The sequence below is a fragment of the Vibrio sp. 070316B genome (assembly GCF_013114115.1).
Taxonomy (GTDB): domain Bacteria; phylum Pseudomonadota; class Gammaproteobacteria; order Enterobacterales; family Vibrionaceae; genus Vibrio; species Vibrio chagasii_B.
The window spans coordinates 1-14,235 of the sequence record NZ_VTYC01000053.1 but is presented as its reverse complement, the minus strand read 5'-3'; the positions used below and the strand labels follow the sequence as shown (position 1 = coordinate 14,235).

Genomic DNA, 14,235 nt, shown 5'->3' with positions numbered 1-14,235 from the left:
AACCTTATTAAATGCTCCAGATATCGATGAAGATGATTTCTGATAAATTTTAAGGGCAGGTCTCCTTAATATCTAAAAAAACATAGGAAATAATAATGAAAAAACTGTTTATGCTTTCGGTGGTGGCTGCAGCTTTAACAGGTTGTCAAACAACACAGCAATCAACCAAACAGGTCGTTACACCTGTTGTTCATGAATGTTACTACTTTGGGAGCAGTGCGAATACAGTTCCAGCTCCTGCTTGGATTTGTAATGCCGAAGTAAATCGAGATGAGTATATGCGCAGTGCAGTAGGGTTTAGTGGTAACACTGCAGGTGGCATTGCTCACCAAAAAAATCTCGCAATTCAGCAAGGTCAAAAAGAGCTTGCTGATCAAGTTAAAGCTGAAATCATCACTTCAGTTAAGAATAAGACGGGAACTCTGGGTGTTGATGGCGCAGCCGGTGGTACACAAGCAACTTCAGCAGACCTCGATTCAGTGTCCAACGTTGTCCTTGAAGGAGTTGAGACAATTCGCTCTCTACGCGGCCCAGATGGTTACTTCTATGTTCTTGTTGGCCTACCTCGCCAAGTTTTCAAACAAAACGTTGAAACGGTTATTGATGAGTACCAAGAACAGCAACCAAAGCAGATAAAGCAAGTTGTATCAGTTGAGCAAAATCAAAGGCTTGCGGACGATATTGCTAAAGCGTTAGACATGTAAGGAGTGTTGCTGTGGTTAAGTCAAAGAAACTACTGCTAGCTTGTGGTCTTTGTTTTATTTCAAACTTAGCCACAGTGAGTGCATCTGATGGTTTGAGTGAATTTGATAGAAAGAAGGCAGAGGCTCTGTCTTCTTTCTCAAATAATAAAGAAAAGCTCCATCAAGAGTTTGAACACTCCAAAGAAACTTATTTGAATGCCTTTACTGAAGTTAAAAAAGAACTAGCAAAAAAATGGGATGTTCCTGAATTAACGGGTAAAACCCGATGGGTTCAATACACTAATAACGATACGGTTAAGCGATCTGTTGACTTTGAAACAGGAGCTATTGTGATTGAAGTTATTGATGATAATCTCACTGCTGATGAAATAAATAGGATTATTCATCAACAAGTCAAGGAATTAGAGACTCAAACTACTCAGCAAGCATTTGCAAATGATAAAGTACTGGCCGCAAATAAAGTGAAGCCGAATCAGCAAGTTGCCAAGATTAAAGTACTACCTAAGCTTAAGTCGACCCAAGTACTGAGTTCGCAAAAGAAAGATACTTATAAACAAAAAAATGGCTTGAGTGTCACTCGTGTTAGTATGGCTGTATCACAGAACACTGTACAAAATCGTGCACAAGCATATATTCCGTATGTTAACAAGATGTCTCAAAAGTGGGATGTAGAAGCTCCATTAATTCTTGCAGTCATGCACACTGAAAGTCACTTTAACCCCATGGCTCAGTCACACATTCCAGCTTATGGATTGATGCAGGTTGTTCCTACTTCGGCTGGTAGAGATGTTACCAAACGCTACTTAGGTGAAGAAAAACTCCTTCCACCAGAGGTACTGTTTAATCCTGAGTTCAATATTGATATTGGTACTAGCTATCTGAATATCCTGGATAAGCATTATCTCAAACGAGTACAGAACAACGAAGTGAGAACCTATCTATCTATTTCTTCATATAACGGAGGCGTGGGGGCAGTAGCAAGACACTTTTCCGGCAAAGCAAAACTCTCGTCATTACCTGAGGCTGTTGAGGGTATGACTGCCGAGGCAGTTTACAATTCTTTGGTTACTGAGTTTCCTTACAAAGAGACACGTAACTACTTGAAAAAAGTTCAAGAAAAACGAATTTACTATAAGAATCTACTAAGTAGCCAACCAATTTAATTTTATACTTGCCCCATAAAAGAGTAGCTATTGTTTTTCCTTCAATTGCTACTCTAGTTTTTAGATGAACATTAAAGTTTGGTGTTGATGGTCTAGTTGTTCTCCTCTATGCCAATATTTTTCTCTTGGATAATCCATTAGTTACTTTTCTATCGCTATATTGTTCCTTTATGACGAGGGAAACCATCAAACCTTCCTAAAATTCCCCATGTCGCCTAATGGCTATTTTGAATATCGGCAATCTTTAAAATACGCGTAAATACACAGCGTTTATATTTAGAGAGGGCTTAATGGCTTGTAAATCACTTGCTGTAATAATGAGTGGATTATTATTAACGTCTACTGTCGCGATTGCTAATGAAGAAAGTAATCAAACAGCAGAGCAGGCAGCAAAGGAACTTGCAAACCCGAACACGGCTTACGCGAGCCTGAACTTAAAACTTCAATACTCTGGCGGATACGACGGAGGAGGGGACAGTTTTGCTACGGTTCTTCAGCCGACGCTACCATTCCCTATGGAGAACGGCGACAAAATCATTTTCCGCCCGGCTATCTCTTATGTTCAGAATGATTTCAATGTGAATACGCCGACAAGTTCCCAACATATGGGTCAGTCGGGAGTGAGTGATATTTCCTTTGACCTAGCTTATGCGCCCAAAATGGAAGGCGGGACCATTGCCGCTTTTGGTGTGTTTGCTTCGTTACCAACCGGAAGTAGTGAACTCACGGCGGATCAGTTTGCTGTTGGCCCTGAGTTTATGTACGGCAAAGTAAGCGCCGATCGCGTGGTAGGTGTGTTCCCAAGCCACCTTTATGGTGTATCTGGCAATGGCGCGGATCACTCTGGTACACGCATCAACAAGACATCTACGCAGTTGTTTTGGGTAGAGTTGTTGGAGGGAGGATGGACGGTAGGCTCAGCGCCGACACTTTCCTATGACTGGAAAAAAGAGCAGGCTGAAATTCCGTTGAATATTAGCGTAAGTAAAACAACGGTGTTCAACGGTCGTCCTTGGAAGTTTGGTATTGAAGCTAATTACTATATCGAGAAAGATGAAAAGACTCGCCCGGACTTCATGTTGAGCTTTAACGTCAGCCCAGTCGTTGAAAACAAGCTAGCATCTTTGTTCGATTAGTAGGGTTTAAAAGATAGAGGCTGAACGGTCGTCGTTTGGCCTTTTCATTAAAACCAATAAGTTAGCCACAAAGCTAACAAAGACATAGCTGAGAGTGTAGCAATCCACTTGCTAAACATAGGCTTGTTCCAACCAAGGCGAGCAACATCTTGCTCTGTCAGTTCTAGGTTGATTTGTTCGCAGTATCTATCGAGTTCACCCATCGTCATCACCTTGTTAATCACTTTGATAAGCAATATAACTGGATAGATGTGTTCGTATAAATCAATGATTTTCTAACAGATGTTTAGCTAGCCTGAACGATGGTTTGTTTTAGTATCAATAGGATGGAATTAAGTCTAAATCTTCCTACATAAAAGCTAATGAAAACAAAACCGAAAGAGGTTTGAAACTAAGAATAAACTTAAAACACACGATTCATTTTGAAGTGAGATACGATCTATTCTCTATGATAGATTTCAAGCACTTAATCTAATTATTGGTGTTTAAAATGGTACGAGTAGACGTTAGAAAATTATCCAACACATTGATTAAGGCAGGCGTTCCAGAGAAGAGGGCGGTGTTACTTGCCAAAGCATTTAAAGATTCAATTAATGAAATCGACCCGGTATCTCAGTCGTATGTGAACAAAAAGATTGAGAAGTCCAAAAATGAAACTCTTCAGTATCTGCTGGCATTCTTGGGGCTACAGATGATCTTAATTCCTTGTTTTCACTACATCATGACTAACCTGTAGACATAAAAAGTCCGATATTGGCGTACCAATATCGGACTTTGATGTTTAATGGATAGCTTAAGCTAAGGTGAACTCAATTAACCTGCAGCAGCCTGCATGATTAGGCCACAGATGTAAGCGCCGTATGTGCCTAATGCGTAACCTAGTACCGCCATCAAGATACCTACTGGAGCTAATGCTGGGTGGAATGCTGCTGCAACCACTGGAGCTGATGCCGCGCCACCAACGTTAGCTTGGCTACCTACTGCCATGAAGAACAGCGGTGCACGAATGATTTTCGCCATCGCAATCATGAGTAGGGCATGGATAGTTAACCATGTGATACCAATGAAGAAGTAACCTGGGTTATCAAAGATAGCGGTAATGTCCATTTGCATACCGATGGTAGCAACTAGGATATAGATGAACGCTGAACCAATCTTCGATGCGCCACTGTGCTCTAGGCTACGTGTCGATTTGAAGCACGAAGCGATCAACGCGAACGTTGTAACCATAACGATTAGCCAGAAGAAGCCAGATGTTAGGCTGTATTTTGCTAGTTCTGGAGCATTCGTTGAGATCCATGGTGCGATTAAGTCACTGAAGAAGTGAGCAAGGCCTGTTAGACCAAAAGCAATCGCAGCGATCTTCATGAGATCGGTTGTTGTTGTCGGGCGAGCGTTTTCTTCTTGGTATTTAGATACTGTCTCTTTCAGTTCTTCGATTGAAGAAGTGTCTGCTTTTAGCCATGCGTCAATTTTCTTCTGACGGCCAGCCATGATCAGTAGTACTGCCATCCAGATGTTTGCACAGATAACGTCAACCGTAATCATTGCTGAGAACAGTTTGTCATTTACCTCGAATACTTCTTTCATCGCAGCTTGGTTTGCACCACCACCGATCCAAGAGCCAGCTACTGTCGTTAGGCCGCGCCATACGTCACCAGAGACAAGATCAGGGTTTACTTGGTCGATAATTAGAATCGCCAGAGGACCACCAATGATAATACCAGCGGTACCGGTTAGGAACATGATGACGGCTTTGGAGCCAAGACCAAAGATCTTACGAAGGTCTGCTGAAATGATCAGTAGAACCAGTGCGCCTGGTAGTAGGTAGCGGCTTGCCACGAAGTAAAGTTTTGAGTTTGACGCATCGATGATACCAAAGCTGTTCAACAATGAAGGAACAAAGTAGCAGAGCAATAGGCCTGGAATGAATGAATAGAATTTTTTCAGTGCGCTGTTTTGGCTACTTTCCGTGATAAATACACCGCCAAGAATAACAGCTAACATGCCCATAATTACGGCATCATTAGTGATCATTATTATATCTCCTTTAAGGTGAGCGCATAGGTCTCACTTTTTTGATGGCAGGACTATACCGACAACTTCAATTCGTTACAAATTGTAACGATAGACATCCTTTGAAATATTTGTGTTAACTAGATTGGCTTTGGTTTGTGAATTAGACGCTTCAGATATTTGCTGTGTGAATGTTTTTGTAAAGGTTAGTAAGGTCGGCTTTGATATATGCAATGGTGTTCAACGCCCTGAAACTGGTTGTTGGAATTTTAGCTGAGTTCAGTATAGTTAAAGGAAGTGCATATTAAGCCGCATTTTTACTGGGGTTTATGCAGGGTGGGTATGTTTCAAAAATGTAAAAAGTGAATTCGTTTTTGAAGAGAGGGATGAGATTAAAAATTATAACTTGATCACATTAATTGCGATTATTATCCGCTTAGGTATCAATAAATGGCACTTGTCTGCGGTATTTAGGGGCCATAGATAAAGAAAAAGCGGCTAAATAGCCGCTTTTAATTGGGATTGAGAATCGAAGTCTATGATTCCTCTTCCTCAAAACCGTCTGCATAACCTTTTGGAGGCGGTGTCCAACCACGCTCTGAGCGAGAATGCTTATCGGATCGGTCTTTCTTCATGTCTTCTTTCATCGCTTCTTCAAGGTGAATAAATATCTGTCGATAGTTATTGTCGTACCTTGGGTTGTCTTCAGCTTCCGACCAAGCTTTGAATAGCTTTTCAGACTTACGGCTTTCAACACGTTGATAGGTCGATTTCTGCTGTTCTACGAAGAATGGATGATGACCCAACGAGCGTAGGGCTTGTGCGCCCATTTCTAGTGCTGAGTGGTAGGTTTCTGATTCCACGAAATCAGCACCAGCCTCTCTTAAGCGGTAACTATGACCACGGTCGAACGCACGAGCCAAGATTTTTACGTTAGGGTAGGAGTGCTTAACGTACTTGACCAACTCCACGCTTGAATCTTGATTGTCGATAGCAACAACAAGCATTGCTGCTTCTTCGATACCCGCAGTGTGCAACAGATCGTGACGAGTCGCATCACCAAAGTAAGATTTGATATTAATAGAGCGCAACACGTCGACTTGGTTAGCCTGATGGTCTAGAACCACCGTTTTGACATCGTTCGATACCAATAAGCGGTTAACGATCTGACCGAATCGCCCGATACCCGCAATGATTACTGTGCCTTTCTCTTCGATAGTATCTTCTTCACGGTCATTCGATTTTTGCTCGTAACGAGGCAGAATCACCTTATCAAACAAAATAAACAGGCCCGGAGTTAGGAACATTGAAAGAGCAACCACTAGTGAGAGCGTTTGAACAATGTCAGCCGGCAATACGTGGTTTTGCGCCGAGAAGCTTAATAGTACGAATCCAAATTCACCGGCTTGCGCCAAGCTCAGTGTAAATAGCCAACGATCGCTGTTCTTGATTTTGAAAATCAATGCCAAGGTAAAAAGCACAGCTGCTTTAAGTAACATGACACCCAGAGTTAGCCCTATGATTAGGATGAAATCATTGAATAGAACATCGAAGTTGATTCCCGCACCTACCGTAATAAAGAACAGGCCAAGTAGCAGTCCTTTGAACGGGTCGATGTTCGATTCCAGTTCGTGTCTGAATTCACTGTTCGCCAGTACAACACCCGCAAGGAAAGTGCCTAGTGCAGGCGATAAGCCGACAAGGCTCATCAGTGCAGCAATACCAATAACCAGCATTAGTGCCGTTGCCGTGAAGATCTCACGCAGGCCAGAGCTTGCGACGAAGCGGAAGAGTGGACGGCTTAAGAAGTGCCCGCCAACAACCACAATCGCGATAGATGCGGTAATCACAAGGCCATAAGCCCAACCAGGTAGACCAGCAACCAGACTTAACTCTTCATGGTGGTCAGAAGCTGAAGTGACCGCGCTTTGTGCAGCTTCAATTAATTCTGGCAACGCCAACAGAGGAATGAATGCCAGCATCGGAATAACGGCAATATCTTGGAATAATAGAACCGAAAAGGCATTCTTACCGCCTTCAGTCTTAGACAAGCCTTTCTCGTTGAATGTTTGAAGTACAATCGCGGTCGATGACAACGCAAAGATTAAGCCGATAGTGAGAGCGATAGTCCAAGGTTGGCCAAAGGCTAGAGCAATGCCCATTACAATCGCTGCTGTACCTCCTACTTGTAGGCCACCAAGCCCCATCAAGCGGTTTCTCATTGCCCATAGCATCTTAGGTTCGAGCTCAAGGCCAACCAAGAACAGCATCATTACCACGCCGAATTCGGCAAAGTGTTGAATGGTGGTGGTTTCTTCACCGACAAGGCCGATGATAGGTCCGATAACCACACCTGCGATTAAATATCCCAGTACTGAGCCTAAGCCAAGACGCTTAGCTATCGGCACTGCGATCACGGCGGCGACTAAGTAGATAAAGGCTTGTAAAAAATATCCAGTCATTCTTTAGTCCTTGTTGATGATTTCGTCGAGGTAGTGGTTTAACTTCGCGGCTTTCTTTGCTTTTTTGTAGTCAATATTGCCCGCGACTAGCGACTCCAACAAGAATTTATAGCGCTCAACATGCCCGGTGATGCGGCTCTCCTCCAAGGCGGTTCGCGAGCCAAATAGTGCATAAGGTGCTAAATATTCCATACCACACAAAGCAGCGGTTTGTTCAAGAGGGTGGAGTAGCTCACGAATGGTAAAATGATTGTAGCCGTCAGTTTGGTAGGCATCCTCTTTACCCCCTGCAGTAATGCTGCAAAGGAACTTCTTACCTTCTAATTCATTGCCATCCGTGCCGTAGGCAAAACCATACTCAAGAACAAGGTCTTGCCACTCTTTCAGAATTGCCGGAGTTGAATACCAATAAAGTGGGAATTGGAAAATGATGATGTCATGGTCCAACAGGCGTTTCTGTTCACGATCGATGTTGATTTTGAAAGTTGGATATTCAGCGTAGAGATCAACACAGGTCACGCCATCAATACGCTTGGCTTGGTCGAATAAGGGTTTGTTTGCTTCAGAGCGATGCTGAGAAGGGTGGGCGAATAGCACCAAGACTCGATTTTTCGACATAAAGCCCTCTTTGTCCGTTAACGAATAATGCTTATTGGAATTATAGATATACAATAATAGAAGAATGATTGAAGAACAACGAATTAGCCCATACTTATCTATTTAGATACATGGGTTTATCGAGTGCTTAATTATATAAAACACTCGTTAGTTTGCGTATTTCTGGCACACGTAGACTATGACTAAGTAAAACTAATTATTCGCGAATAATAAAAGCGAATAGACGTATTTTATGTCAACGTTGGTAGCGAACGTAAATAATTCAATCTCTCTACATAGAACAACAATGAATAAAGGAAAAAGTATGAGCATGGACTTGCGTCAACAGTGTAATTTGTTTCTTTCAGGTCACTTAGATCCGACTCCGGCCCAAACATTTGCTCAGATGGCTGAATGGTGTGAAGAGCACAACATACATCACGATACTTACGGTGATGGTGAGTTCATCGAAGGCTTTGAAGCCAAAGTTGCAGAGCTGCTTGGATATGAAGCGGCTGTATTTGTTATCACTGGCACTATGAATCAACCAACGGCACTAGAGATCGCCTGCCAGGAGAAAAGAAACCCGCTGGTTGCGATGCATGAATCGAGTCATATCCTGCGTCATGAGCGCCAAGGGTACCAGCTCCAGAACCGCTTTAATGTGTTGCCAGTGGGCAATGTGTTTCGCACTTGGAATGTCGATGACTTGAAAGCGTGGCCAGATGAAATCGCAGCAGCGCTTTATGAGTTACCGATGCGAGAGATAGGTGGTCAGCTACCAGAGTGGGAAGAGCTCGAAGCGATTAAGCAGTATTGCAACGAACAATCCATTCATCTGCATATGGATGGCGCGCGCTTGTGGGAGTGTGGTGCATATTATCAAAAACCTTACAGCGAAATCGCAAAGGACTTTGATACTGCTTATGTCTCGCTATACAAAGGGCTAAATGGACTTGGTGGCTCACTGTTGTTGGGTGATAAAGCGTTTGTTGCGAAGGCGTCAGCTTGGATGAAACGACAAGGCGGTAATGTGTATCACCGTACACCTTATGTTGTATCGGCAGCTATGCAGTTTGATCAACGACTAGCGCAGATGCCCGCTTTGTATGAACGCACGAAACAGATCTACCAAATCTTGTTAGATTACCCTCAATTCAAAGTGAACCCACAACAACCGCAAGCGAACATGCTACATCTTTATTTGCCGGCAAGTTACGAAGATGGGGTTGCTTTAAGAGACAATATCGCTAGTAAGCATAAGGTATGGATAGGAAACCCAGCTATCTGTGAGTTACCGAATCAATGCAAGATTGAGTGGTATGTGGGGGATAACTTATTAAACCTGCCGGATCACGAGCTGATCGATATCTTGGACCTCATTAGCGAAGCACTGATTTGATTACCGAACGGCTGGACTGAATGTAGTGAGGAGTGCTAACTAGGATGAATACAGGTGTGTTTACCTGTATTCATTTAAGTCGGGACAATAGAGGGTGTGTTACATATATTGGTTGATGTACACGTCGACTAGGAACATGAATACTGGAACGGTGCTAAGAACTCCGAAGAAGACGATAGGCACCCAGTTTTTCATTTTCTTTTTAGGTTGCTCTGTATTGTTCATAGATTCGGCCTTAAATTCGTTGTTGAGTCTGCGCTTGGGTTAGAACTGAATGGTATCAAATAAATTAGCACTGCCCTATGCGGATTTGGTATTTCGTGGTGTGCATCAAACACAGAAAATCGCGTTGATTCATAAACGGTTCATAAAGGCTCAACAATAATGAACTTATTGAAAGAAGCACAGCCTTATTTGGCATAGTAATTAAACAGCATTCAAAGAGTTGGAGAATACAGAATGAAAACAATAGGTAACATCATTTGGTTTCTGTTCGGTGGCGTATTTATGGGATTGGCGTGGTGGTTCTTTGGGCTGCTTGCATTTCTGACCATCGTTGGTATTCCGTGGGGCAGAGCGTGTTTTGTTATGGGGAACTTCTCGTTCTTTCCATTTGGTCAAGAAGCGATTTCTCGTGATGAGCTGACCAATGAAATGGATATTGGTACCAGTCCGTTAGGTATGATTGGTAACATCATTTGGTTCTTGTTTGCAGGTATTTGGCTTGCGATTGGTCATATCATGTCAGCGGTGGCATGTTTCATTACCATCATCGGTATTCCATTTGCAATTCAGCATCTTAAGTTAGCGGTTATCTCGTTGGCGCCAATCGGTAAAACCGTAGTAGATAAGCGCGAAGCGGAAGCGGCACGAGTAAGAAATTACAAAGGGTAAGAATTTAGTTTAACCTTTATCTGAAACCAAAAAGCACATCATTTGATGTGCTTTTTCTTGGCTCTTGGCTCTTGGTTCTCGATTTGTGTTATCAAGCTTATCTAGCCGCTATACGTTATTGAACAAGACTTCAATTCGAAGCGTGATATTCGCTTCTTCCGTGTGCTTCTCGTAAGGCTCTCGCTCCCACTGATAGCGCGGAGTAATCTCGTAAAATAGCCACTCTTTCCAAATGTTTTCTCGATAGGTAACCGACACTTGCGAGTATTCGTAGTGGTTATATGGCTCGCTGGTCGCGTTTATCGTGGCGCTGTATTGCAGAGCTTGGTCTTGAGAAAGGTAATGGTACAAGGTAATGCCCGTACCATACTCCCAGCCTTTGAGGTCATCGTTATAGCCAGCAAAGTTAGACCAACGCGCTAAGAAATCGTCACTCAAAGAGAGATCAAAATCGATATCAGTGATCTCTCCCGTCTCTTTCTTCTCTTGATACACACGTTGGGTTAGCCGAATCACTGCATCTGTGGTGAGCGGGTAGGTAAAACGATAGCGAGCCTCTATTCTTGGGCGCAATGTCGCTTTGATATTGAAACTACTGTAACCCTTGGCATAGGCGTCATAACGAAGGCCAAGAGCATTCTCTAACTCTTCAGAATCTTGTGGGAAGAAGTCTAAGAATTCTTCATCACCAACAGACTCGTAGATTAGCTTAAGCCTTTTGCTGACAAAGGGTAAATGTAAGCGTGCGTTGAGCTTGGAGGAGTAATCCACGTCACCGCCCTCAGAATAGATAAAATCATTGTACCAACGTACAGAGGTTCCGGCTCTGGCGTCCTCGGTAATACGGTCATCCACAAAGAAGTTATCGAACCATATTGCGGGCTGACAAAACTTGCTGTTTAGGTAGTGGTAAGCTTTTTCGACGCGCGTGTCTTCTAACGGTTGGCTGTGGCACTCATCCTGTTCCTCCGCGAAGGCAGAGTGGGAAACGAGCGATGCTAATAATGAGGAGCTAACTATCCAACGACTCAATGGAACCTAATTGTCATTCTATGTATCAATAGTTTGACTATAACTAAGCAGTTACGACAATGCGACTTTTAAAGAGATTTATCTGGATCAGTGGCTATTTAAAACAGAGACTTGAATAGCATATGGTAGGTAAAGAAAACGGGCTCAGTAGGTGAGCCCGTTTGTCGATAAGTTTATAAGTGACTTAATGGCAGATTACATTGCCGCTTCGAAAATCGCAGAGATTTCTTCGTGGGTCGCTTGTTTAGGGTTAGTAAAACCACATGCGTCTTTCAGTGCGTTGTCAGACAGAGTAGGGATATCTTCTAGCTTCGCACCAAGTTCCGCGATACCTGTTGGGATGTTCACGTCATTTGCTAGTTGAACAATCGCTTCGATCGCAGCTTCTGCACCTTGCTCTGGTGACATACCTTCAACGTTAACGCCCATTGCTTTTGCAACATCACGTAGACGCTCAGGACAAACTTGCGCGTTGTAGCGTTGAACGTGTGGTAGCAAGATAGCGTTACATACACCGTGTGGAAGGTCGTAGAAACCACCCAGTTGGTGCGCCATCGCGTGAACATAACCTAGTGACGCGTTGTTGAACGCCATACCCGCCATGAACTGTGCGTAAGCCATTTGCTCACGTGCTTCAATGTCTTCGCCGTGCGCTACTGCCGTTCTTAGGTGAGCTTGTACAAGTTCAATTGCTTTAATCGCTACAGCGTCTGTTATTGGTGTCGCTGCGATAGAAACGTAAGCTTCGATTGCGTGTGTTAGCGCATCCATACCTGTTGCAGCAGTCAGTGATGCAGGCTTAGCAAGCATTAGTTCAGGATCGTTTACTGAAATAAGCGGTGTTGTGTGCTTATCAACGATAGCCATCTTAATGTGGCGCTCTTCATCTGTAATGATGCAGAAACGTGTCATTTCTGAAGCGGTGCCCGCAGTCGTGTTGATAGCGATAAGAGGCATCATAGGTTTTTCAGATTGATCGACACCTTCGTAATCTGCAATCTTGCCGCCGTTAGAAGCAACCAAAGCGATACCTTTCGCGCAGTCGTGTGGAGAACCGCCACCTAGAGAAATAACGAAATCACAGTCGTTGTCAGTCAGTAATTCAAGACCATCATTTACGTTTGTGATGGTTGGGTTTGGTTGAGTGCCATCGAATACCACAGCGTCTACACCGCGCTCGCTAAGAAGGTCTTGTACCTGCTTAACCACGCCAATTTGGTTTAGGATTTTATCGGTTACGATTAGACCTTTTTTAAAGCCTTGAGACTGAATGCTATCAGCAGCATCCTTTAGACAGCCAGTACCCATGAAGTTGATTGTAGGGATGTAAAATGCACTAGACATTGGAAAACTCCGGTTAATTATGATTTTTAATTGCCTATATGTTGTCGGCAAACAACTGGTCGACCATTGATCTGGAACAACTTTGATTCCGAACTACCACTTTCTGGCTATTGGTTGTGATAGGGCTCATATAGCAATCGTTTTTATGGTTTTCTGATGTGTATATTGCCAGTTATGGATAGCGAATGATTGATAGATTTTTGGCCAGTATGCTGCTCTATAACCATGAAAAATAAAGGTTATTCAGACACTGCCGGTTCGCGTTCTTCTTCTGTTCGCTCTTGAACAGAATCAGTACTGCACTCGACCTGAGTTTCTGATTGCTCAGGCGAATCTGACGCTTCTTGAGGCTCTTCATCGTAGTATTTGACCAGGAATGGAGTGAGCATGACGGATGACGGTAAGAAGTGCTTCATAGTACCTCCCGGTACATTTCGTGTATTTCCTTTATGGTATTGGTTTAATATGTGGCAAAATTTGCGATACATCATGACTTGTTGCTTGTTTTCTATAAATTATTAGAACTATATTCAGGCTCACAAAAATGGTAGTAGAATGCACACTTAACCGTTGAGGTTAGGAAAGAACAAAATATAAATTCGGCTCGATAGCGCGAATAATAGGACAGATAATGAAGTACGATTGGATATTCTTTGATGCGGATGAAACCTTGTTCCACTTTGACGCTTTTCAAGGAATGAAGCTAATGTTCTCACGTTTTGGTGTGGATTTTAGCGAGCAGGATTATTCCGTTTATCAAGAAGTTAACCTACCACTATGGGTAGACTATCAAGATGGCCGAATTACGGCTGATCAACTGAAGCACACACGCTTCGAAAGCTGGGCAGAAAAGTTAGAAACAACAACTGCAGAATTAAACAGCGCATTCCTAACAGCAATGGCGGACATCTGTTCTTTGCTACCGGGTGCCAAAGAGCTAATGGAATCGTTACAAGGCAAAGTGAACATGGGCATTATTACTAATGGCTTCACTGAGCTGCAATCGATCCGTTTAGAGCGCACTGGCATGACCGATTACTTCGAACATGTGATCATTTCTGAAGAAGTCGGCGTTGCTAAACCAGATGCTGAGATCTTTGAACATGCACACAAGCTTGTTGGCTTACCAGCAAAGCAGCGCATTTTGATGGTGGGAGATAACCCACACTCAGACATTTTAGGTGGCTTAGATTTTGGTATCGAGACCTGTTGGTTAAACAGCCAGGAGAAGGCAACGCCAGAAGGTATTAACCCTCATTACCAAGTTAAGTCTCTGGCTGAGCTACAAGCACTTCTGTTAGCGTAACGGCTTACTGACTTTAGCTTTATTCATTGATCATCTCTTTATTCGTTGATCGTTAGGGCGTGTTGATCTTTCGAGCTGATTTTTGCAGCGAGTTGCTGGGTATTTATACAAGGCAGAGGCTTTGATGTGTAGCTAGCCTACATGAGAAGCCGATAACGCAGTAGAAATGACCAGCAAAC

15 protein-coding genes are annotated in these 14,235 nt (G+C 43.2%); 7 read left to right on the top strand and 8 right to left on the bottom strand.

The features are described 5' to 3' along the window. The first annotated feature begins 95 nt into the window (after positions 1 to 95). From F0251_RS23750 to F0251_RS23740, 3 genes are all read left to right on the top strand, one after another. Positions 96 to 704: an LPP20 family lipoprotein gene (locus F0251_RS23750; protein WP_171731952.1), complete on the top strand. Its 609-nt coding sequence runs from the start codon at positions 96 to 98 to the stop codon at positions 702 to 704. A gap of 11 nt (positions 705 to 715) precedes the next feature. Next, on the top strand, positions 716 to 1,867 hold the full coding sequence (locus F0251_RS23745; protein ID WP_171731951.1) for a transglycosylase SLT domain-containing protein: 1,152 nt from the start codon (positions 716 to 718) through the stop codon (positions 1,865 to 1,867). A gap of 290 nt (positions 1,868 to 2,157) precedes the next feature. Then, a complete protein-coding gene (locus F0251_RS23740; protein ID WP_061031176.1) occupies positions 2,158 to 3,003 on the top strand; it encodes a hypothetical protein in 846 nt (281 codons plus the stop codon). A gap of 47 nt (positions 3,004 to 3,050) precedes the next feature. Here the strand turns inward: F0251_RS23740 and F0251_RS23735 are convergent, their stop codons facing one another. Further along, complete coding sequence (locus tag F0251_RS23735) at positions 3,051 to 3,206, bottom strand: hypothetical protein (RefSeq protein WP_244268232.1); 156 nt, start codon at positions 3,204 to 3,206, stop codon at positions 3,051 to 3,053. 287 nt (positions 3,207 to 3,493) lie between these two features. On the opposite strand from F0251_RS23735, the gene F0251_RS23730 reads away from it, so the two are divergent. After that, the gene (locus F0251_RS23730; RefSeq protein WP_061031174.1) at positions 3,494 to 3,739 is read left to right on the top strand and encodes a hypothetical protein; all 246 of its coding nucleotides are present in this window, start codon (positions 3,494 to 3,496) and stop codon (positions 3,737 to 3,739) included. A 77-nt stretch (positions 3,740 to 3,816) separates the two neighbouring features. On the opposite strand, the gene F0251_RS23725 is transcribed toward F0251_RS23730, so the two are convergent. The 3 genes from F0251_RS23725 to F0251_RS23715 all read right to left on the bottom strand — a co-directional run bounded on the left by F0251_RS23725 (position 3,817) and on the right by F0251_RS23715 (position 8,099). Beyond that, positions 3,817 to 5,040 carry a DUF819 domain-containing protein gene (locus F0251_RS23725; RefSeq protein WP_061031173.1) on the bottom strand — a complete coding sequence of 408 codons (1,224 nt, stop codon included), beginning with the start codon at positions 5,038 to 5,040 and terminating at the stop codon, positions 3,817 to 3,819. 515 nt (positions 5,041 to 5,555) lie between these two features. Next, entirely contained in the window at positions 5,556 to 7,481 is a 1,926-nt protein-coding gene (locus F0251_RS23720; RefSeq protein ID WP_061031172.1) for a monovalent cation:proton antiporter-2 (CPA2) family protein, read from the bottom strand. 3 nt (positions 7,482 to 7,484) lie between these two features. Beyond that, positions 7,485 to 8,099 (bottom strand): NAD(P)H-dependent oxidoreductase, encoded by a 615-nt coding sequence (locus tag F0251_RS23715; protein ID WP_061031171.1) that lies wholly within the window; start codon positions 8,097 to 8,099, stop codon positions 7,485 to 7,487. A 304-nt stretch (positions 8,100 to 8,403) separates the two neighbouring features. Between F0251_RS23715 and F0251_RS23710 the strand changes: the two genes are divergently transcribed. Beyond that, entirely contained in the window at positions 8,404 to 9,480 is a 1,077-nt protein-coding gene (locus tag F0251_RS23710; protein WP_116870835.1) for a low specificity L-threonine aldolase, read from the top strand. A 99-nt stretch (positions 9,481 to 9,579) separates the two neighbouring features. Here the strand turns inward: F0251_RS23710 and F0251_RS24595 are convergent, their stop codons facing one another. Beyond that, complete coding sequence (locus F0251_RS24595) at positions 9,580 to 9,705, bottom strand: hypothetical protein (protein ID WP_008218887.1); 126 nt, start codon at positions 9,703 to 9,705, stop codon at positions 9,580 to 9,582. 234 nt (positions 9,706 to 9,939) lie between these two features. Here F0251_RS24595 and F0251_RS23705 point away from each other — a divergent pair, with 234 nt between their 5' ends. Beyond that, complete coding sequence (locus F0251_RS23705) at positions 9,940 to 10,374, top strand: YccF domain-containing protein (RefSeq protein WP_004740303.1); 435 nt, start codon at positions 9,940 to 9,942, stop codon at positions 10,372 to 10,374. Positions 10,375 to 10,482: 108 nt separating this feature from the next. Here the strand turns inward: F0251_RS23705 and F0251_RS23700 are convergent, their stop codons facing one another. The 3 genes from F0251_RS23700 to F0251_RS23690 form a co-directional block, all read right to left on the bottom strand. Next, on the bottom strand, positions 10,483 to 11,406 hold the full coding sequence (locus F0251_RS23700) for a hypothetical protein (RefSeq protein ID WP_171731950.1): 924 nt from the start codon (positions 11,404 to 11,406) through the stop codon (positions 10,483 to 10,485). Between the two features lie 195 nt (positions 11,407 to 11,601). Further along, positions 11,602 to 12,750: an L-threonine dehydrogenase gene (yiaY, locus tag F0251_RS23695; RefSeq protein WP_171731949.1), complete on the bottom strand. Its 1,149-nt coding sequence runs from the start codon at positions 12,748 to 12,750 to the stop codon at positions 11,602 to 11,604. A 239-nt stretch (positions 12,751 to 12,989) separates the two neighbouring features. Beyond that, positions 12,990 to 13,166, bottom strand: coding sequence for a hypothetical protein (locus F0251_RS23690; RefSeq protein WP_171731948.1), 177 nt, complete (start codon positions 13,164 to 13,166; stop codon positions 12,990 to 12,992). A 215-nt stretch (positions 13,167 to 13,381) separates the two neighbouring features. Between F0251_RS23690 and yjjG the strand changes: the two genes are divergently transcribed. After that, positions 13,382 to 14,056, top strand: coding sequence for a pyrimidine 5'-nucleotidase (gene yjjG, locus F0251_RS23685; RefSeq protein ID WP_004740299.1), 675 nt, complete (start codon positions 13,382 to 13,384; stop codon positions 14,054 to 14,056). Positions 14,057 to 14,235: the final 179 nt, after the last annotated feature.

What these genes read in the sequence shown, in the direction of transcription:
- F0251_RS23720 (WP_061031172.1), bottom strand. Translation starts at nt 7,481, where the DNA reads ATGACTGGATATTTTTTACAAGCCTTTATCTACTTAGTCGCCGCCGTG.
- F0251_RS23750 (WP_171731952.1), top strand. Translation starts at nt 96, where the DNA reads ATGAAAAAACTGTTTATGCTTTCGGTGGTGGCTGCAGCTTTAACAGGT.
- F0251_RS23690 (WP_171731948.1), bottom strand. Translation starts at nt 13,166, where the DNA reads ATGAAGCACTTCTTACCGTCATCCGTCATGCTCACTCCATTCCTGGTC.
- yiaY (WP_171731949.1), bottom strand. Translation starts at nt 12,750, where the DNA reads ATGTCTAGTGCATTTTACATCCCTACAATCAACTTCATGGGTACTGGC.
- F0251_RS23735 (WP_244268232.1), bottom strand. Translation starts at nt 3,206, where the DNA reads ATGGGTGAACTCGATAGATACTGCGAACAAATCAACCTAGAACTGACA.
- yjjG (WP_004740299.1), top strand. Translation starts at nt 13,382, where the DNA reads ATGAAGTACGATTGGATATTCTTTGATGCGGATGAAACCTTGTTCCAC.
- F0251_RS24595 (WP_008218887.1), bottom strand. Translation starts at nt 9,705, where the DNA reads ATGAACAATACAGAGCAACCTAAAAAGAAAATGAAAAACTGGGTGCCT.
- F0251_RS23710 (WP_116870835.1), top strand. Translation starts at nt 8,404, where the DNA reads ATGAGCATGGACTTGCGTCAACAGTGTAATTTGTTTCTTTCAGGTCAC.
- F0251_RS23715 (WP_061031171.1), bottom strand. Translation starts at nt 8,099, where the DNA reads ATGTCGAAAAATCGAGTCTTGGTGCTATTCGCCCACCCTTCTCAGCAT.
- F0251_RS23730 (WP_061031174.1), top strand. Translation starts at nt 3,494, where the DNA reads ATGGTACGAGTAGACGTTAGAAAATTATCCAACACATTGATTAAGGCA.
- F0251_RS23725 (WP_061031173.1), bottom strand. Translation starts at nt 5,040, where the DNA reads ATGATCACTAATGATGCCGTAATTATGGGCATGTTAGCTGTTATTCTT.
- F0251_RS23740 (WP_061031176.1), top strand. Translation starts at nt 2,158, where the DNA reads ATGGCTTGTAAATCACTTGCTGTAATAATGAGTGGATTATTATTAACG.
- F0251_RS23705 (WP_004740303.1), top strand. Translation starts at nt 9,940, where the DNA reads ATGAAAACAATAGGTAACATCATTTGGTTTCTGTTCGGTGGCGTATTT.